The organism is Rhizobium sp. FKL33 (genome assembly GCF_005222915.1).
Lineage (GTDB): Bacteria > Pseudomonadota > Alphaproteobacteria > Rhizobiales > Rhizobiaceae > Rhizobium_E.
Genome location: NZ_STFX01000054.1, coordinates 203,888 through 224,635, shown reverse-complemented (window position 1 = coordinate 224,635; position 20,748 = coordinate 203,888). Strand labels below are relative to the sequence as shown.

23 protein-coding genes are annotated in these 20,748 nt (G+C 60.5%); 10 read left to right on the top strand and 13 right to left on the bottom strand.

The genetic code is table 11. The annotated features are described in order from the left end of the window. Positions 1-38 precede the first annotated feature (38 nt). From E8Q41_RS24460 to E8Q41_RS24430, 7 genes are all read right to left on the bottom strand, one after another. Complete coding sequence (locus E8Q41_RS24460; protein ID WP_137158180.1) at positions 39-803, bottom strand: EAL domain-containing protein; 765 nt, start codon at positions 801-803, stop codon at positions 39-41. 134 nt (positions 804-937) lie between these two features. Beyond that, positions 938-1,186 carry a hypothetical protein gene (locus E8Q41_RS24455; RefSeq protein ID WP_137158179.1) on the bottom strand — a complete coding sequence of 83 codons (249 nt, stop codon included), beginning with the start codon at positions 1,184-1,186 and terminating at the stop codon, positions 938-940. A gap of 356 nt (positions 1,187-1,542) precedes the next feature. Next, positions 1,543-2,343: a glutamate racemase gene (murI, locus tag E8Q41_RS24450; protein ID WP_170976604.1), complete on the bottom strand. Its 801-nt coding sequence runs from the start codon at positions 2,341-2,343 to the stop codon at positions 1,543-1,545. Next, on the bottom strand, positions 2,327-3,130 hold the full coding sequence (locus tag E8Q41_RS24445; protein WP_137158177.1) for an RNA methyltransferase: 804 nt from the start codon (positions 3,128-3,130) through the stop codon (positions 2,327-2,329). The genes murI and E8Q41_RS24445 overlap by 17 nt, the downstream gene beginning before the upstream one ends. A gap of 74 nt (positions 3,131-3,204) precedes the next feature. Beyond that, on the bottom strand, positions 3,205-3,834 hold the full coding sequence (locus E8Q41_RS24440) for a hypothetical protein (RefSeq protein WP_137158176.1): 630 nt from the start codon (positions 3,832-3,834) through the stop codon (positions 3,205-3,207). Between the two features lie 158 nt (positions 3,835-3,992). After that, positions 3,993-4,562, bottom strand: coding sequence for a hypothetical protein (locus E8Q41_RS24435; RefSeq protein ID WP_137158175.1), 570 nt, complete (start codon positions 4,560-4,562; stop codon positions 3,993-3,995). Positions 4,563-4,588: 26 nt separating this feature from the next. Then, positions 4,589-5,596, bottom strand: coding sequence for a hypothetical protein (locus tag E8Q41_RS24430; protein WP_137158174.1), 1,008 nt, complete (start codon positions 5,594-5,596; stop codon positions 4,589-4,591). 253 nt (positions 5,597-5,849) lie between these two features. On the opposite strand from E8Q41_RS24430, the gene E8Q41_RS24425 reads away from it, so the two are divergent. Both E8Q41_RS24425 and E8Q41_RS24420 read left to right on the top strand, forming a co-directional pair. Continuing rightward, positions 5,850-7,064: an NADP-dependent isocitrate dehydrogenase gene (locus tag E8Q41_RS24425; RefSeq protein WP_137158173.1), complete on the top strand. Its 1,215-nt coding sequence runs from the start codon at positions 5,850-5,852 to the stop codon at positions 7,062-7,064. Positions 7,065-7,146: 82 nt separating this feature from the next. Then, positions 7,147-7,587, top strand: coding sequence for a hypothetical protein (locus tag E8Q41_RS24420; RefSeq protein ID WP_137158172.1), 441 nt, complete (start codon positions 7,147-7,149; stop codon positions 7,585-7,587). Positions 7,588-7,600: 13 nt separating this feature from the next. On the opposite strand, the gene E8Q41_RS24415 is transcribed toward E8Q41_RS24420, so the two are convergent. The 3 genes from E8Q41_RS24415 to E8Q41_RS24405 form a co-directional block, all read right to left on the bottom strand. Then, positions 7,601-8,557 carry a flagellin gene (locus E8Q41_RS24415; protein ID WP_170976603.1) on the bottom strand — a complete coding sequence of 319 codons (957 nt, stop codon included), beginning with the start codon at positions 8,555-8,557 and terminating at the stop codon, positions 7,601-7,603. A 175-nt stretch (positions 8,558-8,732) separates the two neighbouring features. Further along, complete coding sequence (locus tag E8Q41_RS24410; RefSeq protein WP_137158170.1) at positions 8,733-9,260, bottom strand: flavodoxin domain-containing protein; 528 nt, start codon at positions 9,258-9,260, stop codon at positions 8,733-8,735. Between the two features lie 59 nt (positions 9,261-9,319). Further along, on the bottom strand, positions 9,320-9,781 hold the full coding sequence (locus E8Q41_RS24405) for a hypothetical protein (RefSeq protein WP_137158169.1): 462 nt from the start codon (positions 9,779-9,781) through the stop codon (positions 9,320-9,322). 163 nt (positions 9,782-9,944) lie between these two features. Between E8Q41_RS24405 and E8Q41_RS24400 the strand changes: the two genes are divergently transcribed. Then, a complete protein-coding gene (locus tag E8Q41_RS24400) occupies positions 9,945-11,456 on the top strand; it encodes an ATP-binding protein (protein WP_137158168.1) in 1,512 nt (503 codons plus the stop codon). A gap of 15 nt (positions 11,457-11,471) precedes the next feature. On the opposite strand, the gene E8Q41_RS24395 is transcribed toward E8Q41_RS24400, so the two are convergent. Beyond that, the gene (locus E8Q41_RS24395; RefSeq protein ID WP_137158167.1) at positions 11,472-12,404 is read right to left on the bottom strand and encodes a DMT family transporter; all 933 of its coding nucleotides are present in this window, start codon (positions 12,402-12,404) and stop codon (positions 11,472-11,474) included. A gap of 113 nt (positions 12,405-12,517) precedes the next feature. On the opposite strand from E8Q41_RS24395, the gene E8Q41_RS24390 reads away from it, so the two are divergent. Next, on the top strand, positions 12,518-12,973 hold the full coding sequence (locus E8Q41_RS24390; RefSeq protein WP_137158166.1) for an Lrp/AsnC family transcriptional regulator: 456 nt from the start codon (positions 12,518-12,520) through the stop codon (positions 12,971-12,973). Positions 12,974-13,540: 567 nt separating this feature from the next. Here the strand turns inward: E8Q41_RS24390 and E8Q41_RS24385 are convergent. Next, positions 13,541-14,404 carry a phosphatase PAP2 family protein gene (locus E8Q41_RS24385; RefSeq protein ID WP_137158165.1) on the bottom strand — a complete coding sequence of 288 codons (864 nt, stop codon included), beginning with the start codon at positions 14,402-14,404 and terminating at the stop codon, positions 13,541-13,543. Between the two features lie 162 nt (positions 14,405-14,566). Between E8Q41_RS24385 and E8Q41_RS24380 the strand changes: the two genes are divergently transcribed. Next, complete coding sequence (locus E8Q41_RS24380; RefSeq protein WP_137158164.1) at positions 14,567-15,280, top strand: response regulator transcription factor; 714 nt, start codon at positions 14,567-14,569, stop codon at positions 15,278-15,280. Next, positions 15,277-16,599: an ATP-binding protein gene (locus tag E8Q41_RS24375; RefSeq protein WP_137158163.1), complete on the top strand. Its 1,323-nt coding sequence runs from the start codon at positions 15,277-15,279 to the stop codon at positions 16,597-16,599. Before E8Q41_RS24380 ends, E8Q41_RS24375 begins: the two co-directional genes overlap by 4 nt. A gap of 120 nt (positions 16,600-16,719) precedes the next feature. On the opposite strand, the gene E8Q41_RS24370 is transcribed toward E8Q41_RS24375, so the two are convergent. Continuing rightward, complete coding sequence (locus E8Q41_RS24370) at positions 16,720-17,703, bottom strand: TerC family protein (protein WP_137158162.1); 984 nt, start codon at positions 17,701-17,703, stop codon at positions 16,720-16,722. Between the two features lie 373 nt (positions 17,704-18,076). On the opposite strand from E8Q41_RS24370, the gene rpsD reads away from it, so the two are divergent. The 4 genes from rpsD to E8Q41_RS24355 all read left to right on the top strand — a co-directional run bounded on the left by rpsD (position 18,077) and on the right by E8Q41_RS24355 (position 20,687). Continuing rightward, positions 18,077-18,694, top strand: a complete 618-nt coding sequence (rpsD, locus tag E8Q41_RS24365) for a 30S ribosomal protein S4 (protein ID WP_137158161.1) — start codon at positions 18,077-18,079, stop codon at positions 18,692-18,694. Between the two features lie 79 nt (positions 18,695-18,773). Then, positions 18,774-18,920 (top strand): hypothetical protein, encoded by a 147-nt coding sequence (locus E8Q41_RS25700; protein WP_170976602.1) that lies wholly within the window; start codon positions 18,774-18,776, stop codon positions 18,918-18,920. A 136-nt stretch (positions 18,921-19,056) separates the two neighbouring features. Beyond that, positions 19,057-19,857 (top strand): tRNA 2-thiocytidine(32) synthetase TtcA, encoded by an 801-nt coding sequence (gene ttcA / locus E8Q41_RS24360; RefSeq protein WP_246660312.1) that lies wholly within the window; start codon positions 19,057-19,059, stop codon positions 19,855-19,857. Then, positions 19,854-20,687 carry an inositol monophosphatase gene (locus E8Q41_RS24355; RefSeq protein WP_137158159.1) on the top strand — a complete coding sequence of 278 codons (834 nt, stop codon included), beginning with the start codon at positions 19,854-19,856 and terminating at the stop codon, positions 20,685-20,687. Before ttcA ends, E8Q41_RS24355 begins: the two co-directional genes overlap by 4 nt. Positions 20,688-20,748: the final 61 nt, after the last annotated feature.

Here is a 20,748-nt window from a genome sequence, read left to right as displayed (position 1 = left end):
GCAATGACGAAGATCAAGTTTTAGGCGACGTCAGCCCGTCAATTCATCTGCAGGCGCGGCACCTTCGGGGCGGAGAGCGCCGCGAGCGACGGCTTGGAGAAGAAATAGCCCTGCATCAGCGTGACGCCGAGATCGGCCAGCACATGATATTCCTCCGCCGTCTCAATGCCTTCGCAGACCGGCGTGATACCGAGATCGCGCAACATAGCAAGCGTATGGGAGACGATCTTGCGGCGCGGCCCGTCCTTGTCGATGCCGCGGATCAGCTCCATGTCGAGTTTGACGATATCGGGCTGGAACTCGGCGAGCAGACCGAGGCCGGCAAAGCCCGCGCCGAAATCATCGATGGCCGTCTTGAAGCCCATGGCGCGATAGGAATTGAGGATGTTGAGGAGATGGGCGGTGTCTAGCCGCTCCGCTTCGGTGAATTCGAAGATGATGTTCTCGATCGGAAAGGCCGCGCGTTTGGCGGCAGCCAGCGTCTGGCGGATGCAGGCCGAGGGTTCGTAGACCGCATTCGGGAGAAAGTTGATCGACAGCATCGCCCCCGTCTCGGCAAGGCCCAGCCCGGCGGCGAGATCGATGGCTTTGACGCGGCAGAGCTGATCGAAGGCGTAGCGATTGTCGTCGTTGAGGCGTGACAGAACCGCGCCCGCGCCTTCGCCGTTTTCGCCGCGCACCAGCGCTTCATGGGCGAAAACGCGTCCGGTGTCGGTGTCCACGATCGGTTGGAAAGCCATAGTGATGGCGATTGGGAATTTTTCACCATTTGCGCAGGCGGCGCATTGTGTCTTGTCGTTCATTCTCGTCCCCGAAATACGCGCAGGCGCAAGCGCCGCCCATTCAAGCGCAACCGCATCAATACATGGGGTCGGTTAAGGTTCCGTCTGCATATGTGTTTGCGGCGCGCCGCCGAGGCAGGCGCGCCGCATGCGCGTTACAGTTTGATTCTAAAAACGTCGATCGGCATGCCGCGCGGATCGTTCTTTTCTTCCGGTAGGCCCATGTCGCGCCGCATCCGGTCGCTCACATTCAAGAGGGCTATGTCGGTCGCGTGGTCGCGCTTGCGCCGCTCGCGCGCCGCCAGCCAGACAGCCAGAATGACGCGCAGGGGATGGTGCTTTTCGATCAGCGCTGCTGCGATCCGATCGATGCTGTGTTCGTCCAGGGGTTGTCTTGCAGTCATGGTTCATCAGCCCGACGCTCCGCGCGCGGGTCCTCGCAAATTGGGGCGCGGACAGCAGACGTCGCATGTCGGCCGACAAGCCGAAATACGCGCAGCGAAGCGCCGGAATGGATTCAGGTTAGGGAAATGCTGGAATCAGGCCTCAAAGGGCGCAGAGAGACCACGGTCGCGTAGAATTCACGCCTGAGCGCATGAAACCAGCAAATGCGTAATGCACGACAGAAAATGTATTCATCACGCCCTCCTGCGCTGGTGTTGACCTGCCGAGACTGTCTCACGGCTTTTCTGATCTGGCAAGCGGGCGCAATCGAAAATTGCGTCAAGACGCCGCTCCTGTTGCGGTGAGGCAACAGGTGTCAGACAGTGAGGCCGAAGCCTTGCAGCAGGCGACGGGTGGAAAAATCTGGTTTTCCCGAGGTGAAGACGGCGCGATCGTGATGTGTGTCGGGATGCAGGTGATGCAGAACCGGAACCAGCCGCCGCGCCTGCCGCGCGATCGCCTCCGCCGGGTCGAGCCAATCGACCGGCCAGGGCGCGAGCTTGCGGAAGAGATTGGCCATGAACGGGTAATGCGTGCAGGCAAGCACGACGATATCCGTCTTGCGGCCGTCCTTTTCCTGGAAGCACTGGCTGATCTCGGCCGTGACCGCATCCGGATTGAGCGCTTCGCCGCGAATATAGGCCTCCGCCATCCGCGCGAGATGCTCGGAACCGACCAGGCGGACATCGCACTGGCTGGCGAAGGACTGGATGAGATCGCGGGTATAGGCGCGCTTGACCGTGCCGGGCGTGGCGAGCACGGAAACCAGGCCCGACCGCGTGCGTTCGGCGGCCGGCTTGATGGCGGGAACCGTGCCGACGAATGTATGCTCCGGAAAGGCCGCGCGGAGATCGGCGCCGGCCAGCGTGAACGCCGTGTTGCAGGCGATCACCGATATTTCCGGCTTGTGTTCTTCGAGAATGCCCTTGAACAGGTCGAGAAGCCGCGCCTTCAACTCCGGCTCGCCCCAGCCGCCATAGGGAAATCCGGCGTCATCGGCGACATAGACGAAATTGCGCTCGGGCATCAGCACCCGCAATTCGCGGAGCACGGTCAGCCCGCCGATGCCCGAGTCGAAAACGAGGATCGGCCTGTCCAGTTCAGTCATCGCTGTCATCCGGATTGCCGGCGCCGCGCGGGTTCTTGCGGCTGAACCGGTCGAGAGAGGAAACCACGCCCCGGAACACCTTGATCTCTTCGGACGTCAAAGCGCGGCGGGACCATACGGCGCGGAGATTCTCCACCATTCTCGGCTTTTTGGCGGCGGGGCGGAAATATCCGCGCGCATCCAGCGCTTCTTCGATGTGATCGTAAAAGCCGAACAGTTCTTCCTTGGTGGCCGGCGTCTGCGCCACTGCGGAAAACAGCGTCTCGTCCTCGCTCTCCATCCGCGTCTTCATCCATTCATAGGACATCAGCAGCACGGCCTGGGCGATGTTGAGCGAGGCGAAGGCGGGATTGACCGGGAAAGTGACGATCTCGTCGGCCAGCGCCACTTCTTCGTTGGACAGGCCGGATTTCTCGCGGCCATAGAGCACGCCGACCTTTTCGCCGGCGTCGTATTTCGCCCTGAGCGTTTTCGACGCGACGATGGGCGAGCGGACCGGTTTGAAGCCGTCGCGCATGCGGGCGGTGGTGGCGTAGACGAAATTGAGATCGGCGATGGCCGCTTCCAGCGTGTCGTACACCTGGACGGCGTCGATGACGTGATCGGCCTTGGAGGCGGCGGCGCGGGCCTTTTCACTCGGCCAGCCGTCGCGTGGATTGACGAGACGAAGTTCGGACAGGCCGAAATTGGCCATGGCGCGGGCGACCATGCCGATGTTTTCGCCGAGTTGCGGTTCGACGAGCACGACCACCGGGCCGCCCGTGAGGAGTTCGAGTTCAGAATTTGTGCCGGACATGCCTGTAACCTGGGAATTTTCTCAGGCGAATAGCGCTTTTCCGCAGCCAAGTCATGCGCTTTCCCGAGTGCCGCTCATTCCGGCTGGCTGAGAATGATTTTCGGCTTGTCGTCTGCGGGCAGGGTCGCCTGGCTCTCGTCGGGCTGCTTCGCTTCGGGGCCGACATCCTGGCCGTTCTTGGCGATGTCCTGCATCTCCGTCATCAGCGAATCGAGCTTGCCCTCGTCATCCTTGCGCCTGATATCGTCGATCACAGGCCTGCCGTTCTCGGTGATCACCGAAAAATGTACTTCGTTGACGCTGTTCTTGTCGACCGAGCCGTCGTCCACACAGGTCCAGAGTTTGAAGGTGACCTTGACGTCGGTCACGCCATTGGCGTCTGCGCCGGGCGCGATCGCCACATCCTTGAGCGGGCATCCGTCCTGGCCGTTGGTGATCACGTCATAGCCGAAGGGACCGCTGGCGTCGTCATAGATCGGGAATTTCGCCGCGGCGCGATAGGCGTCGGCAAAGCGCTTGCTGTAGAGCGCGTCGAGCCGCGAGGCGTCGAAATAATCCTGCCCCTCGACCTTGGGATCGTCGCTCCACAGGCCCTGAGCGAGATCCATGAGGTTTTTGACCGGGTCGGTTGCCGTCTGGGCGAGGGTGGAGGTCGCCAGCGGAAACAGCAAAACCAGGGCGCAGGCAAATTTTCTGACGGACATCAAGATCATCCCGAAGGGTTGGCGGCGAAAGGACTGCCCCTTCACGCCTTGGACGTCGATCTTTGCAGCAGTCTCATGCGCCGCTGCGGATCGATCATGCTTCTATCCTGATTCTGGTGTCAGACTGCGGCCAATTTGGGATCGGCGGGTGGATCGCTTTACTTCTGCGTCTCCCAATATTCCAACGCTTCCCTCACGCTGGTCTCGATCTTGTCTCCGGCCAGATGCTGGATGTCGTCGATCTTATAGGCGCCGTCCTCGAGGGTTGTGAGGAAGCGCACGCTCGATACCTGCGCCTTTGTGGCCTCGTCGCTTCCATCGAAACACCATGCCATACGATAGCTGACATCGACGCGGACATGCGACGCGTCGGTCTTCTTCGTCGTGAAGGAAATGTCCTTGGGGGAGCATCCGTCCTGTCCACCGAGCACCACATCCCAATCGAACATCGGCTCCGCATAGTCGCGCGCCGCATAGTTTTTCGTTGCGGATCGATACAGGCGGGCGAAGCTCTTGGTGTAGATGCGCTTCAGGCGGCTCTTGCTGAAATAGTCGTCGTCAGCAGCCGCCGCCTTCTGCTCGGGCGTCGTCGCGTCGTCCTCGCTGCTGGCCGCCCATATCAATTCCCGGGGGCCGACGATGGCTTTGTCCGCCGGTGCGGCTGCCGCGCCGGCGAGCGCCGGAAGCGGCGCAGCCAGCATCAGGGCTGCGATCAAAGGTTTCAACATGGCACGCCCTCCATTGTATATCTCCGTCACTCGCCCAACGCCTTTAGATCGTCCTTCAGCGACGACGTCGCCTTGTCGCCGTCCATCTGCTGGATGTCGTCGATCTTGAAGACGCCGCCTTCCAGGATGGTCACGAATCGCACCGTGGTTACGCGTTTGTCGTCGCCGGGATTGCCGAAGCAATAGGCGGCCCGGAATCGGGCGATGATGTTCACATAGATGAAATCGGGCTCCTTGGTCTCGATCTTCAGATCCTTCATCGGGCAGTTGTCCTGGCTCCCGATGATCGGATCGCTGCCGAGCAGATAGCCGCCATTCTCGTCGGATTCCTGCTTCTTCCAGGCGGCGCGGTAGAGATTGACGAAACTCGTCGTGTAGAGCCGGTTCAGCCGTTTCTTGCTGAAATAATTGACGGCGTCTTCGTCGGTCTTGGCGCCGTCCCCCGTATCCTGCGTCTTGGCGTAGGCCGCTTCCAGCAACTCCTTGGCTGCCGCAGACGCTTTCTTGGGCGTGAAGACGGCGGCGGTGGTCACCGCGTTGAATTCGTCGCTGACGGCGATCACCTCGTTGTCGCGCACGGTGCGGAAGATCTCGTCGATCTTGAAGACGCCGTCATACTCGCCCATCATGAACAGCACCTTCATCACCATTTTCCGGCGGGGATCGCCCTTGAGGCAGGTGAAGGGCTTGAACTCGGCGATGACGGGAATGAAGTCGGGCTCCGCCTTCTGCTGGGTGATCTTCAGGTCCTTGATGGCGCAGCCGTCCTCGGAGCCGGTGATCATGTCATAGCCGAGCACCGTGTCCTTGTTGAGCCGGCTGGCATGGCCGACAGCCTCTTCGATGACGGCGGCCAGACCGGGCGCATAAAGCCGGCCCATGCGCTCTTCGCTGGTGTAATCCTCGTTGCCGCCCGCATCCGACCAGTTGGCGGTCGCGGCTTTCATGAGCTCGCGGGCAGGCCCCGTGACATCCGCAGCGTAAGCGGGCAGGGCGGCGCCCAGGAGCAGGGCGGCGAGAATGGTCTTGAACATGGCGTCCCCCATCGGTGAGCGAAGATTTCGCGAGATCCGATACAGAGCGGCTTTTTGCGGTCAACGGGGGCGAGGCCTTCTTCATAGCTCACGCCCAAAGTTTCCAGCGCGCGGTTTGAACGCCGTCGACCTAGGATTTTCGTCGAATTCGGCGCTTCCTGTTTGCCTCGCGCGCGGCGGGTGTTATAGGCATTTGCATTCACAGCCGAACGTCGTCGGCTCCCAACCGGCGGCGACATCAAGAGGACGAAATATGACGAAGATCAAGGTAGCCAATCCAGTCGCCGATCTCGACGGCGATGAGATGACCCGCATCATCTGGCAGCTCATCAAGGACAAGCTGATCCACCCCTATCTTGACCTCGACATCGACTATTTCGATCTCTCCGTCGAAAACCGCGACGCCACCAACGACCAGGTGACCGTCGACGCCGCCAACGCCATCAAGAAGTACGGCGTCGGCATCAAATGCGCGACCATCACGCCGGATGAAGCCCGCGTGAAGGAATTCAATCTCAAGCAGATGTGGAAGAGCCCGAACGGCACGATCCGCAACATTCTCGGCGGCGTGATCTTCCGCGAGCCGATCATCTGCAAGAACGTGCCGCGCCTGGTTCCGGGCTGGACGCAGCCGATCGTCGTCGGCCGTCACGCTTTCGGCGACCAGTATCGCGCCACCGATTTCAAATTCCCCGGCAAGGGCAAGCTGACCATCAAGTTCGTCGGCGAAGACGGCCAGGTGATCGAGAAGGAAGTGTTCGACGCCCCCGGCGCCGGCGTCGCCATGGCGATGTACAACCTGGACGAATCGATCCGCGAATTCGCCCGCGCCTCGATGATGTACGGCCTGATGCGCAAGTGGCCGGTCTATCTGTCGACCAAGAACACCATTCTCAAGGCCTATGACGGCCGCTTCAAGGACATCTTCGAAGAAGTCTATCAGACTGAATTCCTCGACCAGTTCAAGGAAGCCGGCATCACCTATGAACACCGCCTGATCGACGACATGGTCGCTTCCGCGCTCAAGTGGTCCGGCGGCTATGTATGGGCCTGCAAGAACTACGACGGCGACGTGCAGTCCGACACCGTGGCCCAGGGCTTCGGTTCGCTCGGCCTGATGACCTCGGTTCTCTTGACGCCGGATGGCAAGACGGTGGAAGCCGAAGCCGCCCATGGCACGGTGACCCGTCACTACCGCCAGCATCAGAAGGGTCAGGAAACGTCGACCAACTCGATCGCCTCGATCTTCGCCTGGACCCGTGGTCTCGCTCATCGCGCCAAGCTCGACGACAACGCCGAACTCGCCAAGTTCTGCGACACGCTCGAAAAGGTCTGCGTCGCCACCGTCGAATCCGGCTTCATGACCAAGGATCTCGCGCTGCTGATCGGTCCGGATCAGCCCTGGCTGTCGACGACCGGCTTCCTCGACAAGATCGACGAGAACCTGCAGAAGGCCATGTCCGCTTGAGGCCATAGATTTCGCTGACATGAGCGGGCCCGGCGTCATCGACGCCGGGCCTTTTCCCTAATTGGAGAACGGGACCTGCCGCATGGCGCGCGTAATGATGATCCTGTTGGCCCATACCATCGCCTGCCTCGGCGCGCTGGTTTTCGGAGCGTTCATGTTGAGCGGCTTGGATGTGCTCCGGGGAACGGCGGAGCCTCGGGCGCTGATGATCGTGTTCAGCCCGATCGTCCTTCTCGGCAGCCTGCTGATCGCCGGCGTCGAATTCATCCCGGTTTGCCTGATCGTTCTCGTCGCCGAATGGCGGTCTTACCGGAACGCGCGATACTATCTCGTCTCTGGGCTTGCCCTCGGTCTTTTCTCTTCGACTGCCGGCATTCAATACAGCAAGGCCAATGGCGAAGACCTGCTCGGGGTCGTCGCCTTGATCTATGCTCTGAGCGGCCTCGTTTGGGGGCTGATCTACTGGCGGATGGCCGGCCGAACCGCCGGCGCCTGGCGCGACGCGTTGCCGCCGGAAAACTGAAGCGTGAGAGTGGCTATTCCAGCAGCCTCAGGGTCGTCAGCGGTTGCGAATTGGCGATGGACAGCGCCGAAATCGTCAGGCTGCGCTGCGCCTCGACGGCCCGGAGTCGCGAGGAGGCGATGTCGAGATTGCTGTCGACCATGCGTCCCACGCCTCGGTCCTGCGTGTCCTGGAGATCCTTGACGAAATCGTTCTGCATCTCGATTCGCTTGCTGAGCGCGCCGAGATTGGAGGACGCTTCGATCATCGCCTCGAGCATATTGTCGGACACCTCCATCATCTCGGTGATCTCGACATCCGTTGTCGACTGGCTGACGGCGAATTCCGTATGCGCAGTGGGGTCGTTTTCCCCATTCAGCATCACCCAGTCCGTGCTTGCGCCGATGGCGCTCGCATAACCGGGATTGGTGAGAATGCCGAGCTGGCTGTCCTGGTCGATCAGGTGATTGGTGCCGAGCGCATTCGCCATCGAATAGCGCAGGAGCTTGACTTCGACCGTACCGTCGGCGGCGCGGCGGAACGAGCCCACGAGTTCTCGGTCCTTGTCGTCGCTGGCGTCGTCGCGAACCAGCCAGTTTTCGCCGTTGAACGAGGACTCCTCGGCCACCGTGCGCAACTGCTGTCGCAATTCCTGGATTTCATCGTTGATCTTGTTGATTTCGTTGCCGGCGCCCAGCGCGGTGATCAGTTTGTTGCGAATATCCTTGATGACGTCGATCGCCTGGTTGAGGCCGGTATAGGCGACATCGACGGCCGCTGCGCCAAAGGCGAGCGAATCCTCCGCAGCCGACAAAGCCTTGTTGTCGGACTTCATCTGGGTCGCGATGGACCAGTATGCGGCGTTGTCGCTCGCATCCTTGACGCGATAGCCGGTCGCGACCTCCTGTTGCGCATTCAGCACCTTGGTGCTCTGCGCGCGCAGGATGTCGACAGCCGCAATTGCGCTGGCGTTGGTGTTGATACTCGTCACGGCAACTTCCGAACTCAATACATGGACGATACAAATGCCTGGCCACATTCCTCGAACACATTCGAATTCGTCATGAACTCGTGAAGAACTATGGCAAATCAACCGTAAAGGCCTATGCTTAACGCCGGGTTTACAGGCGCGCCGCGGGCGCGCCGTCGCCGCCCAGAAACAGCCGTCAGACGAGGTCGAGAAAAGCGTCGACGAAGTCGTCGAGCAGCCGCCAGTCGGTGAATTCCACGTCGCCGCGATCAGTCGGCGCGCCTTCGGCCTCGGCGATGCGACGCATCATCCAGCGCTTGAAAAAATCATATTCGGTGAAGCGGAGAGCGCCGGCGGCGTTGTGGATCGCTTGCGGCCGCCAACCGGTTTCGGCTTTGAGCGCCTCGGGAAAATTTGCCGCCGCGGCGCGTTCGTCGTCATGCTCGCTGTGGATTGACAGCGTGACCGAGACGAAGGCCGAGGGCAGGGCGTTGAGCCAGTCCTTCTCGCGATGGACGAAATCCACGAAGGGCGTGGGATAACGCGCCGCATGGATGGGAGCCGCGAGTATCACGGCGTCCGGTTTTTCGAGGCCGAATTCCTGGGCGGCGTTGACATTCATCAGCGCGGCGGCATGCCCCTTGTTTTCGGCATGCGCGGCGATGTGTTCGGCGATCTTGCGGGTCTGTCCCTCGATCGAGGCGTAGATGATCATCAGCTTCATGGCGCGTCCTCCGTTTTCGGCAGACTGCGCTCATGCGGCGGCCGGCGCTTTGTGCAGGATCAAGCAGGCTTCGGCGCGGCGCTATTTTCCTTCAAGGCGCGCAGTTGAATGGCGATGTCCTCAGGAGGAAGGCTCAGCCCCGACAGGCAGAGGTCGACGCTTCGCATCTTGCCGGGTTGACCAGAGGCCGCATAGCGGAGGCGGAGATAGGTGATCATCATCTCCCGGCGGAGGGTGAATTCCCTGACGTCGCGCCATTCAATCCGGTTCGCGCCGCCCCGGTAGGAGATCCCCGCGATATCGGCGACCAATGCCGGTTTTGACGGGGTCAGCAGGCGACGAAGGATATAGAGGATGCCTACAGCCGTGAACATCAAAAGCAGGAGGGAGGCGATGGGCGTCGCGCCCAGCCGGAGCGATTGGAGCGCCTGCGCGCCGATCACCGTAAATCCTCCCAAGAGCAGCAACAGCCAGACGATCAGCAGTCCGGGTCGATAAAAGAGCTCGAGAGATTTGGTCATGGCTGGATATCCGGTTGTCCTGCTGTGATAGCAGCCAAACTTTTCCGATCGGTTTCCAGAATGGACATTGAAGCACGCGCAAAATCTGTGGGGAAGATCGATTTGATTGCCCCCTGGTGAGAATCGTTGCTAGGAGAGGGATTGGCGGACGACGAGGATTGGCATGACGGCAGGCATCGACATGGGAACCGGCGCGGGCGGCACGCGCGCGACGCTCGACCTTGAGGAATTGCTGGCGACCCGTCTTTTGGTGCAGGGCAATTCCGGTTCGGGCAAATCGCATCTTCTGCGCAGGTTGCTGGAGCAATCGGCCGGTTGGGTGCAGCAGGTCATCATCGATCCCGAAGGCGATTTCGTCACGCTTGGCGACCGTTACGGCCATGTCGCCATCGAGGGCGACCGCACCGAGGCCGAACTGCTCGGCATCGCCGCCCGTGTGCGACAGCATCGCGTCTCCTGCGTCCTCTCGCTCGAAGGCCTCGACGCCGAAGACCAGATGCGCAATGCCGCGATATTCCTCAACGGCATGTTCGACGCCGATCGCGATTTCTGGTATCCCGTGCTGGTGGTGGTCGACGAAGCCCAGCTCTTTGCCCCCGCCGCCGCCGGCGAAGTCAATGACGAGGTTCGTCGCCTGTCGCTGGGCGCTATGACCAATCTGATGTGCCGCGGTCGCAAGCGCGGACTGGCTGGCGTCATCGCCACCCAGCGCCTGGCGAAACTCGCCAAGAACGTCGCCGCCGAAGCCTCCAACTTCCTGATGGGCCGCACCTTTCTCGACATCGACATGGCGCGCGCTTCCGATCTTCTTGGTTTGGAGCGCCGTCAGGCGGAGATGTTCCGAGATCTGCCGCGCGGCAATTTCGTGGCGCTCGGCCCAGCGCTCAGCCGCAAGCCGCTGAAGGTGGAGATCGGCAAGGTCGAGACCTCGGCGCGCTCTTCCAGCCCCAAGCTGATGCCGCTGCCCGAGGCCAATGTCGACGCCGCCGATCTCATCCTGACGCCCGACCCGCAGGAATTGACGCGGCCGATCCCGCGCTATGTGCAGCCGGCGCCGCGCCCCTCAACCGATATTCTCGCCGAACTCTCCAAGGCGCGCGACATCGAACCTGTTGAGACCCGCGAGGCAAGGCCCAAGCGCGCTGAGCTCACCGAGGAAGAGCGCGAACAACTGGTGCAGGCGGCGCTGGAGGATGTGCTGAGCCAGGGGGATTCCGCCTTCCGGCCCGACGCCGAACTGTTTCAGGAGTTTCTCGTCCGCTGCCGCATCCGGCGTCTGACCGGCGCGACCGTCGCGCTGCCGGAATTCCGCCAAAGGCTGGCGATCATTCGCTCCGGCGCCGACGAGGAGACGCGCGGCAGCGAGACCTGGGCAAAGGCGCTCGATCTCTCCCGCAGCGTCACCGACGACTTGAAGGCGGTGTTTCTGCTGATCGCCAACGCCGCCATCACCGGCCAGCCCTGTCCGTCCGATCAGGCGATCGCGCGCGCCTATGGCACCCATTCCGCCCGCCGCGCCCGCCGTCTTCTCTCCTATTTCGAGGAACAGGGCTTGATCGTACTGCATCAGGACCGCGTCGGCGCCCGCATCGCCGCTTTTCCGGATCTCGATGCGGAAACAGCGCCGGGCAATCCCGATCAGCCCGAGGTGGAGACACGGTCGGCCGCGGAATAACGCAACGAGTCGATCCTATGTCATGCTTTGCGCCTCCGCCTCGCTGGCGTGACCCAGCCTCGCAAGCGTCAGGCTGACGCCGGCGATTTGCAGCGCAATCCCGGCAATTTCCAGCATGGTCGGAAACCGGTTTTCCCAGAGAAAGCCGTAGAGGAGGCCGAAGATCGTTTCGGCGACGATCAGTTGCGCGGCGAAGCTCAACGGCAGGCGCGTCGACGCGACGGCCCAGAACCAGGTCGCAAGCCAGGATCCGGCCAGTCCCATGACCAGCGCCCAGACGATCAGGGCCGCGGGATTTGCGGCGGCGACAAGCTGCGGCGCAAGCAGGGACGACATCGGCATGAGGGCAAGCGCTCCAAACCCGGCCCCGAGCCCCTGAAGGCCGGTCCAGGCAAGAATGTCAGGCGGCGCCGGGCCTCTCAGAATGCTCGAGTTCACCAGTCCGTAGACGACCCAGATCGCCAGGGACAACAGGGCCCATGCCAATCCTGCGCCGGATGTCGTGGAGGCCTCCGACGCAGCGAGGGACGCGGCGTCGGCGTTGACGACGACAATTCCCGCAGCGATCAGCGCCAGAGGTAAAGCGAGATGTGTCCAGGCGAATGATCTCTCCCTCGCATTGCCGATCAGGGCCAGGATCACCGGCATCGTTCCAATGATCAGCGGCGGCAGCGTGGCGCCCGCGCTTTTCACCGCGAAGGACGCGCTCAGGAAATATCCGATATAGCCCGCTCCGCCGAGGCAGAGGCCGGCCGCCACCTGGCCAAGGCCAAGACCGTGTGGCCGAAATCTCGGCGAAATCATCAGAAGCCCCGAGGCCGCGCCAAACACCAGATAGCGCGCGATGGTGAGGTCCCACACGGTGAATGGCTCGACCGCGCGGGGCGCGATGAATGTCAGTCCCCAAAGGGCGCAGGTGGCGAGACCTGCGAGCACGCCGAGCAACATGAGTGTCCCCTTTCCCTAATCAGGCTATTATGAAAGGAGATTTTGGTGAATTATATCGATGATCGAAGGATGAGTTGCGGGATCGTCAAATTGGATGAGGGGAAATCGCCAAAATGCCTAAGAATGAAAATTTTCGGCCAGATGATGTCGATCGGAGGATCATCGACCTATTGGATCGGGAGGGACGGCTTCCCATGAGCGAACTTGCGCGCGCGGTCGGCATGTCGGCGCCAAGCGTGGCGGAACGGGTCCGTCATCTGCAGGAGAGCGGGGTCATCCGCAATTTCACCATTGACGTGGATGCGCGCGCGCTCGGCTATCAGATCCAGGCGCTGGTGCGGATTCGGCCTCTGCCGGGAAAGCTGCATCTGGTCGAAAGACTCATCCAGGAGGAACCGCATTTCATCGAATGCGACAAGGTCACAGGCGACGATCCGTTCCTGGCGCGTCTGGTGGTGCGGTCTGTCGAAGAGCTTGATGACGTGTTGGAAGGCTTATCCGAACATGCCGTCACCAGCACGGCCGTGGTGAAGGGCAAGTCGATAGTAAAGAGGCTGCCGCCATTATAGCGACAGCCTGATCGGTCTTGTGTGGCGACGTTCCGTTACGCCTTGTGCGTCTCTTCCTTGCGCGTCGGCCAGAGCGGGCCGAGAATACCGGCGGCGAGGATGGCGACGGTGACGCCCAGCGACATTGCCGGCGACGGCCGCGAGATCTACTCAAGTATCCGTTGCGCAAGCGGCTGAAAATAGATGCTCGCAATCATGCTCAGTCCGAACAAAAATCCGGCAAGCAACCGTCTTCTCCACGAAGGTTTCTCTTCGCGCCCCTGACCGGAGGGCGCTGAAGCGGACGGTATTTTCCGAAAGTCCGACAGCGATGCAACTGGGGTTTTGCCTGTTTCCTGCACGTGATCGCACTTGCTATCCTCTTGGGCTCTTCGGTCTGGTTTGCGTCGTGCTGAATGTTGGTCCAAAATAGCTTCCTCCCGACCTGAGATGCGGGTGTGTATGCTAGGCCCGCGACTGGCCAAATGTCTTGACGGGCGGGCATTTCGACTTCCGCCAAGGGCGGACTGTCTTTGCTGACAAAACTTGTGGAAGGCTTCGGAGCACCGCAAGACAGGTTTGCCGCCCTCATGGGGCAGGATCGAGCCCCATTTTTCGGTAGAGCCAAAGCATAAGCCATAGGACGATCAGCCATCCGAGCAAGGCGTCGGACAGGAAATGGGCGCCAAAAGCGACACGGTTCAGAGCGACGATTATCGACAGCGGAACCAACGGCGCTGCGACGACCATTCGGTAGGGGCGGGGCACGAACACCAGGATAGCGAGAAATGCGGCTGCCGATGCTGCTTCCCCGGACAGGAACGAACAATTGCGCTCGCACACCGATGCGAATTGCCATGCCGGCGTAAACACCAAGGTCCCGCCAAACTCAATCACATCCCGAGGTCTGGCCCGGGAGAAGAAGTTCTTGAACACCTGAACCGTGATCGCCGATCCCAGAACATAGCTCAATACGACGAACAAGGCGCGTCTTGTCATCGAACGAAAGGAACTATGAAGTGGTCGCGCCGCTAGCAGGACGATCATGATGGGCAATACAATGTAGGGAAGCATGCGGTTAGCGTCGCGGATCCACAGCAGTAGTGGATTTTCAGACAGATAAAACCGCGTTCCGAAGGTGAAGAACCTCGAAACGCCCATGTCGATTTGTGGAAACATGACGAACAGCATGCTGCAGAGCAGGATCACGATTCCCAGCGCAGCAAGCGGATTCAAGGAGACATAAACGCTCACGGGGTTCCAATGTCGGCGAACTGTTTCGTTGAGGCGCCGGATATAAGAAATCTTCTTGAATGACAGTTGACTGTCGTCCTTCGAGACCGAAGATGAATTTTGCACTGGGAACATCCGCTTAAAAAGGTCCTGGCCTTCACGAAATTCTGCCAGGGGCTGGATTGAAGAGGGCGCTTTCGAGGCCTCTTTTTCTGCCACGGCGTGGACAGGCGGAATGTTTGATTATGTGAAGATTTGTTTCAGGTTGGCCGGAAAAGGCGAGATCTGAAACAAATCTTAATATTCGCGCGGGCCAAAGACCGGCGCCGTCGTGCTACGGAAATCGGAAAGTGTGATGCGGACGGTATAGGGAGCCAGGGCTTGTCGGAGGCTGCTCGAATTCTGATTGTCGAAGACGACGTGGTGATAGCCGCCATGCTGCGCGATAGTCTCAATGAAAGTGGAATGAACGCGGAGATCGCCCAGAACGGCGTTGCAATGGATGCACGGATGCGGGGATCCGGTTTCGACCTCGTGATCCTCGATGTTATGCTGCCTGGCGAAAATGGGCTCAGTCTGTGTCGGCGTCTTCGGGCTACGACGGACATACCCATCCTTATGCTGACGGCCGCCGGTGCGGAAATTGACAGGATCATCGGTCTCGAAATTGGCGCCGACGATTATGTCACGAAACCGTTCAGCGTGCGGGAGCTGATCGCGCGCATACGCGGTCTGCTGCGGCGCGCCGCCTTGCCTTCGTTAAGGGATTTTCGGCCAAAGCAACTGCGTTTTGACGGGTGGTTCGTGGATCCCATTCGACGGCAGCTCTATGATCCGACCAACGCACGAGTCGGATTGACGACGCATGAGTTCGATATCCTGCTCGCCTTTTGCCGAAACCCGGGACGCGTTTTGACGCGCGAGGAGCTCCTGGGCGTCACCCATGCCGGTTTGGCCGGCCCGATCGAACGCAGCATCGATGTGCACATCAGTCGGTTGAGGCAGAAGATCGAGCATGATTCACGCGACCCCGTTGTCATCAAAACTGTGCGGCTTGGCGGCTACGTGTTTACGGCGAATGTCGAGGAAGTATGAGGCTGAAGCGACTCCTGCCCGCCACCATAAGAGGCCAGATCACGCTGATCATTGTGATGGCGCTGCTCGTTGTCGGCATTGTCGGCAGAGCATTGGAGCAATGGGCCGGAGATGCTGCGCCGGACATAGAAGAAATCGCCACGCGCGTCGACATGGTGGCTGAACTGCTCAAAACGGCTTCACCGGGCGCACGCGAAACAATCCTCGCGTCATCGCGCGCCGCCGGCTGGCGTTTCTCGTTGGAACCCGTTTCGGTGAGCGAAAGCTTCACCGGGCCGCCGGAACTTGACGGCGTACTGATCGTGATCATCGATTCGATCTTTCCAACCGACAACACTCCCCCCCCGCCAGTGGGAGGTTGGCGCACCTTCTGGAGGGGCGAGAGAGTCATCGCAGCAAAGGTCGACAGCGCCACGCTCCTTATCCTTTCCGGCTTTCCTGATACAATCCTGAACAGTGCGGTCGTGAACGAGGCTCCCTATTACTCTGTCGCTATCCTGGTTTTGATCGCGTTCTTTTTTCTATTCGCCATTCGGGTCATCACGGAACCAATCAAGCGGATATCAGAAGCCGCCACCCATTCGGACATCGCAAACAGCGCGGAGATTTTTGAAGAACGCGGACCCACTGAAATCGTGGCGCTCGCTCATGCGCTCAACGTGATGCGAAGCCGGATACAGCTAATGGTTGGAACGAGGACGCGAATGCTGCGTGGCATCAGCCACGATCTTCGAACCCCGTTGACCCGGTTGCGGCTTCGCGCCGAACGAATGGAGGAAGGACCGGTGCGCGAGGGCCTGCTATCGGACATCATCCGCATTGATGGTCTCTTGAACGAAGTCTTGAAATATCTGAGGGACGATTACGCGTCTGAACCGATACAGCGCGCGGATGTTGCTAGCCTGCTGCAAACGACTTGCGCTGAGTTTGCTGATGTGGGTTACCAAGTGCGGTTCGAGGGCCCCAATCGGATGATCATCGACTGCAAGCCACTGGCCATCATGCGCGCAGTCACCAACCTTTGCGACAACAGCGTCAAATTTGCGACTGAAGTCATTGTCAGTTTACAGGAATACAAAACAGGCTGCGAAATAGCCGTTACTGATAACGGACCGGGAATTCCTGAACATTTAAGAACACAGGTTTTCGAGCCCTTCTTCAAGGGAGATGATGCGCGCGGGCAGGGGCAGGAAGGGTTCGGGCTCGGACTGTCGATTGTCGCCGATATTGTTCATGCCCATCACGGCGCCTTATCTCTCACGAGCAACGCGCCGAACGGCCTTGTTTTTAAGATCTTCATTCCAGGTCCAGTCGGTTGACCTGAGGCTGCGGCGCAAATGCTCTCGAAACACACGCAGCGCGCCCCGTGACTGTCACCACCGAAACAAAAAAAGCCGCCGCTTTGCAGCGACGGCCTCACAATCTTCTATGTCCGCGCCTTACGCTTTATGCGTCTCTTCGTTGCGCGTCGCCCAGAGCGAGCCGAGGATGCCGGCCGCCAGGATGGCGACGGTGACGCTGAGTGAGACGGCGGGCGGGATCTTGGCGAGGCCCAACATATCGGCCACGAAGATCTTGGAGCCCACGAACACCAGCACCGCAGCAAGAGCGTATTTCAGATAGGCGAAGCGGTGGATGAGCGCGGCGAGCGCGAAGTAGAGGGCGCGCAGACCAAGGATCGCAAAGATGTTCGAGGTGTAGACGATATAGGGGTCGGTGGTGATCGCGAAGATCGCCGGGATCGAGTCGACTGCGAAGACGAGGTCGGCGAGTTCCACCATGATCAGCGCCAGGAAGAGCGGCGTGATCAGGGTCTTCAGCTTGCCGGTCTTGGGATCGGTTTCACGCACGATGAAGCTTTCGCCATGCAGCTTGTCGGATACTGGCAGATGCTTGCGCAGGAATTTCAGCGCCGGATTGTTGCCGATATCGTTCTCGTCATGACCCGACGAGAACAGCATCTTGATGCCGGTGATGACCAGGAACGCCGCGAAGAGATAGAGCACCCAGTGGAAGTTTTCGACGATCGCCGCGCCCGCCGCGATCATGATGCCGCGCAGCACGATCACGCCCAGGATGCCCCAGAGCAGCACGCGGTGCTGATACTCGCGGGGAATGGCGAAGTAGGAGAAGATCATCGCGATGATGAAGATATTGTCCATCGCCAGCGATTTTTCGACCACGAAGCCGGTCAGATATTCAAGCGCCGGCTGCTCGCCGGACTGGTACCAGATCCAGCCGCCGAAGGCGATGCCGATGGTGATGTAGAAAGCGGACATCAGAAGGCTCTCGCGGATGCCGATCTCACGAGAGCCCTTATGCAGAACGCCCAGGTCGAGAATCAGGAGCCCGAGCACCAGAATGATGAAGACCGCCCACATCCACAGGGGCTTGCCGAGAAAATCGAGAAGGAGAAGGTCCATTAAGTCAACCTAAGCCGGACGCGGTTGGCTAGGAGGATCCGACATCACGCGCTGTCCGGAAAGCGCGTCAGAGGGGCCCGGCTCCCAATTGCGTTTTGCAAATGGGGCAAGTTCACAAAGTTTTCAAGTCCCTTTGATTGACTTTTCCGGAATCCCCGTCTAGAAGCCGCTCAACTCCGGGCGGAAACGTCCGGTGTTTCGTTTTTGCTGACCTTAAATGACGGCGAAAATGAGAGCATGTCCCGTGGTTTATCCGTCTCGCGGCGTGAGAAGCCTGTCGGAGGCCGTCGTAAATGGCGGTTTTCAGAGGAGGGCGTGTTTCCTTAACCATAAAGGCGGGTTCTCACCGCCGGATAACAAGAAAGGAAATGCGATGAGCAAGCGCGCATCGTCTAAGTACAAAATTGACCGCCGCATGGGCGAAAATATCTGGGGCCGTCCGAAGTCCCCGGTGAACCGTCGTGAGTACGGCCCCGGCCAGCACGGCCAGCGCCGCAAGGGCAAGCTTTCGGACTTCGGCGTTCAGCTGAAGGCCAAGCAGAAGCTCAAGGGCTACTACGGCGACATCTCCGAAAAGCAGTTCCGCGCCATCTATGACGAAGCTGCCCGCCGCAAGGGCGACACCCCGGAAAACCTCATCGGTCTTCTGGAATCGCGCCTCGACGCCATCGTCTACCGCGCCAAGTTCGTGCCGACCATCTTCGCTGCCCGTCAGTTCGTCAACCACGGCCACGTGACCGTGAACGGCGTCCGCGTCAACATCGGTTCCTACCGCTGCAAGGCCGGCGACGTGATCGAAGTGCGTGAGCGCTCCAAGCAGCTCGCCATCGTTCTCGAAGCCGTGTCTCTCGCCGAGCGCGACGTTCCGGACTATATCGAAGCCGATCACTCCAAGATGAAGGCCACCTTCGGCCGCGTTCCGGGTCTCGCCGACGTGCCGTATCCGGTCATCATGGAACCGCATCTGGTCATCGAATTCTACTCCCGCTAATTTCTGGCTGGATCGGAATTTTGGAAAGCCGCTCGCAAGGGCGGCTTTTCTGTTTTCAGCGCCTTTTGGAGGCATCGCAATGAGAAAACTGTTGTTCGGTCTCGCCCTTGCGGCGGTGGTCATCGCCGCTGTGCTGAGCCTGTTCACCAGCATCCGCCTGCTCGGCGCCCAGAAGGCGGAGCCGGCGCCGGCCCAGCAGACCCAGCCGTCCAACTCGGCGCAATAACCCAGGTTTGGCTTGACCCTCCGGCGCAATCCGTTATTGCCTCGGGGGACGAATTCGAGGCGGGACAAGATCCATGCTCACCACCAATCCCGACGCGCGAGACGAGGACGACGGCGCATTCGCCGGCGACGCCACGATGGAGGCGCTCTATCGGCATGCGCCGCAATCGGGCAACTTCAACAAGCTCCGCAAGCGCCTGCTGCGCAATGTCCGCCAGGCGATCGATGATTTCGGCATGCTGAACGGCCAGACGCGCTGGCTCGTCTGCCTTTCGGGCGGCAAGGATTCCTATGGTCTCCTGGCGCTGCTCCTCGAGCTCCGCTGGCGCGGACTTTTGCCGGTCGAACTGATGGTCTGCAATCTCGATCAGGGCCAGCCGAATTTTCCCAAGCATATCCTGCCGGATTACCTCTCGGGCCTCGGCGTGCCGCACCGGATCGAATATCGCGACACCTATTCGATCGTGAAGGAGAAGGTGCCGGAGGGAGCGACCTATTGCTCGCTCTGTTCGCGGCTCCGGCGCGGCAATCTCTATCGCATCGCCCGCGAAGAAGGCTGCGACGCCGTCATCCTCGGCCATCATCGCGAAGATATTCTCGAAACCTTCTTCATGAACTTCTTCCATGGCGGGCGGCTCGCCGCCATGCCGCCGAAACTGATGAATGACGAGGGCGACCTGACGGTGATGCGTCCGCTGACCTTCTGCGCCGAGGACGAACTCGCCCGCTTCGCCGCCGCTATGCAGTTTCCGATCATCCCTTGCGACCTCTGCGGCTCGCAGGACGGCCTGCAGCGCAACGCCATGAAAGCGATGCTCGCCGATATCGAGACGCGCATGCCCGGACGCAAGGACACGATGCTCCGCGCGCTTGGTCACGTGAACCCGTCGCATCTGATGGACCCCAAACTATTCGATTTCGCAGGCCTGACCCGATGACCTCCTTTCGCGACCATGATCTCGACCTCATCCGCAACATTCTCATCGAAGCGGGCGAGGCGGAGATCATGCCGCGCTTCCGCGCTCTCGGAGACGGCGACGTCACGGAAAAGAAGTCCTCGATCGATCTCGTTACCGACGCGGATCTCTTCACCGAAAAGCGGGTGACCGAAGCCCTGTTGCGGATCTATCCCGACGCGCTCGTCGTCGGCGAAGAGGCCTGCGAGCAAAATCCGGGACTGATGGACCGGCTTGTCGACGCCGATCTCGCTTTCGTCATCGATCCCGTCGACGGGACATTCAACTTCTCCGCCGGCCTGCCGGTGTTCGGCACGATCCTCGCCGTGGTCGAGAAGGGCGAGACGGTCGCCGGCCTCATCCATGACCCGGTCAATGGCGACACGCTGATCGCCGCCCGCGGCGCGGGCGCTTTCGTGCATGGCAAGGGAGACAATAAGGTTCCCGCCAGGGTGGTCACGCCGCGCCCGCTGGTCAGCATGGTGGGAACAATATCCATCAACGATATCGACCGCGACAGGCGTCGCCGCATCGCCGGCAATCTGGCCAAGACCAAGATGGCCTTCGGCTACAATTGCTCTGCCTATGAATATTGGATGGCCGCGACCGGCAAGGTCGACTTTATCGGTCATTTCAAGCTGATGCCCTGGGATCATCTCGCCGGCCTTCTGATCCATGCCGAAGCCGGCGGCTATAGCGCCCATCACGACGGTTCGCTTTTCCGCATCGGACAGTTGAGCGGCGGCATCCTCTCCGCGCCGGATCGCGACAGCTGGGAGATGATCGCTCGCGAGATCCTCCATGCCGGCTGAACAGGGAAGCGCTCCGGGCGTTGAATCAGGATCTGAAGTCGCGGATTCAGTCCCTCAAACT

Excerpts from the sequence above, each read along its gene's own strand:
- E8Q41_RS24375 (WP_137158163.1), top strand. The coding sequence starts at position 15,277 with ATGAGGCTGAAGCGACTCCTGCCCGCCACCATAAGAGGCCAGATCACG.
- E8Q41_RS24420 (WP_137158172.1), top strand. The coding sequence starts at position 7,147 with ATGGCGCGCGTAATGATGATCCTGTTGGCCCATACCATCGCCTGCCTC.
- E8Q41_RS24455 (WP_137158179.1), bottom strand. The coding sequence starts at position 1,186 with ATGACTGCAAGACAACCCCTGGACGAACACAGCATCGATCGGATCGCA.
- E8Q41_RS24410 (WP_137158170.1), bottom strand. The coding sequence starts at position 9,260 with ATGAAGCTGATGATCATCTACGCCTCGATCGAGGGACAGACCCGCAAG.
- rpsD (WP_137158161.1), top strand. The coding sequence starts at position 18,077 with ATGAGCAAGCGCGCATCGTCTAAGTACAAAATTGACCGCCGCATGGGC.
- murI (WP_170976604.1), bottom strand. The coding sequence starts at position 2,343 with ATGACAGCGATGACTGAACTGGACAGGCCGATCCTCGTTTTCGACTCG.
- E8Q41_RS24370 (WP_137158162.1), bottom strand. The coding sequence starts at position 17,703 with ATGGACCTTCTCCTTCTCGATTTTCTCGGCAAGCCCCTGTGGATGTGG.
- E8Q41_RS24435 (WP_137158175.1), bottom strand. The coding sequence starts at position 4,562 with ATGTTGAAACCTTTGATCGCAGCCCTGATGCTGGCTGCGCCGCTTCCG.
- E8Q41_RS24405 (WP_137158169.1), bottom strand. The coding sequence starts at position 9,781 with ATGACCAAATCTCTCGAGCTCTTTTATCGACCCGGACTGCTGATCGTC.
- E8Q41_RS24460 (WP_137158180.1), bottom strand. The coding sequence starts at position 803 with ATGAACGACAAGACACAATGCGCCGCCTGCGCAAATGGTGAAAAATTC.
- E8Q41_RS24430 (WP_137158174.1), bottom strand. The coding sequence starts at position 5,596 with ATGTTCAAGACCATTCTCGCCGCCCTGCTCCTGGGCGCCGCCCTGCCC.
- E8Q41_RS24355 (WP_137158159.1), top strand. The coding sequence starts at position 19,854 with ATGACCTCCTTTCGCGACCATGATCTCGACCTCATCCGCAACATTCTC.
- E8Q41_RS25700 (WP_170976602.1), top strand. The coding sequence starts at position 18,774 with ATGAGAAAACTGTTGTTCGGTCTCGCCCTTGCGGCGGTGGTCATCGCC.
- E8Q41_RS24445 (WP_137158177.1), bottom strand. The coding sequence starts at position 3,130 with ATGTCCGGCACAAATTCTGAACTCGAACTCCTCACGGGCGGCCCGGTG.
- E8Q41_RS24395 (WP_137158167.1), bottom strand. The coding sequence starts at position 12,404 with ATGTTGCTCGGCGTGCTCGCAGGTCTCGCCACCTGCGCCCTTTGGGGA.
- E8Q41_RS24425 (WP_137158173.1), top strand. The coding sequence starts at position 5,850 with ATGACGAAGATCAAGGTAGCCAATCCAGTCGCCGATCTCGACGGCGAT.
- E8Q41_RS24440 (WP_137158176.1), bottom strand. The coding sequence starts at position 3,834 with ATGTCCGTCAGAAAATTTGCCTGCGCCCTGGTTTTGCTGTTTCCGCTG.
- ttcA (WP_246660312.1), top strand. The coding sequence starts at position 19,057 with ATGGAGGCGCTCTATCGGCATGCGCCGCAATCGGGCAACTTCAACAAG.
- E8Q41_RS24400 (WP_137158168.1), top strand. The coding sequence starts at position 9,945 with ATGACGGCAGGCATCGACATGGGAACCGGCGCGGGCGGCACGCGCGCG.
- E8Q41_RS24390 (WP_137158166.1), top strand. The coding sequence starts at position 12,518 with ATGCCTAAGAATGAAAATTTTCGGCCAGATGATGTCGATCGGAGGATC.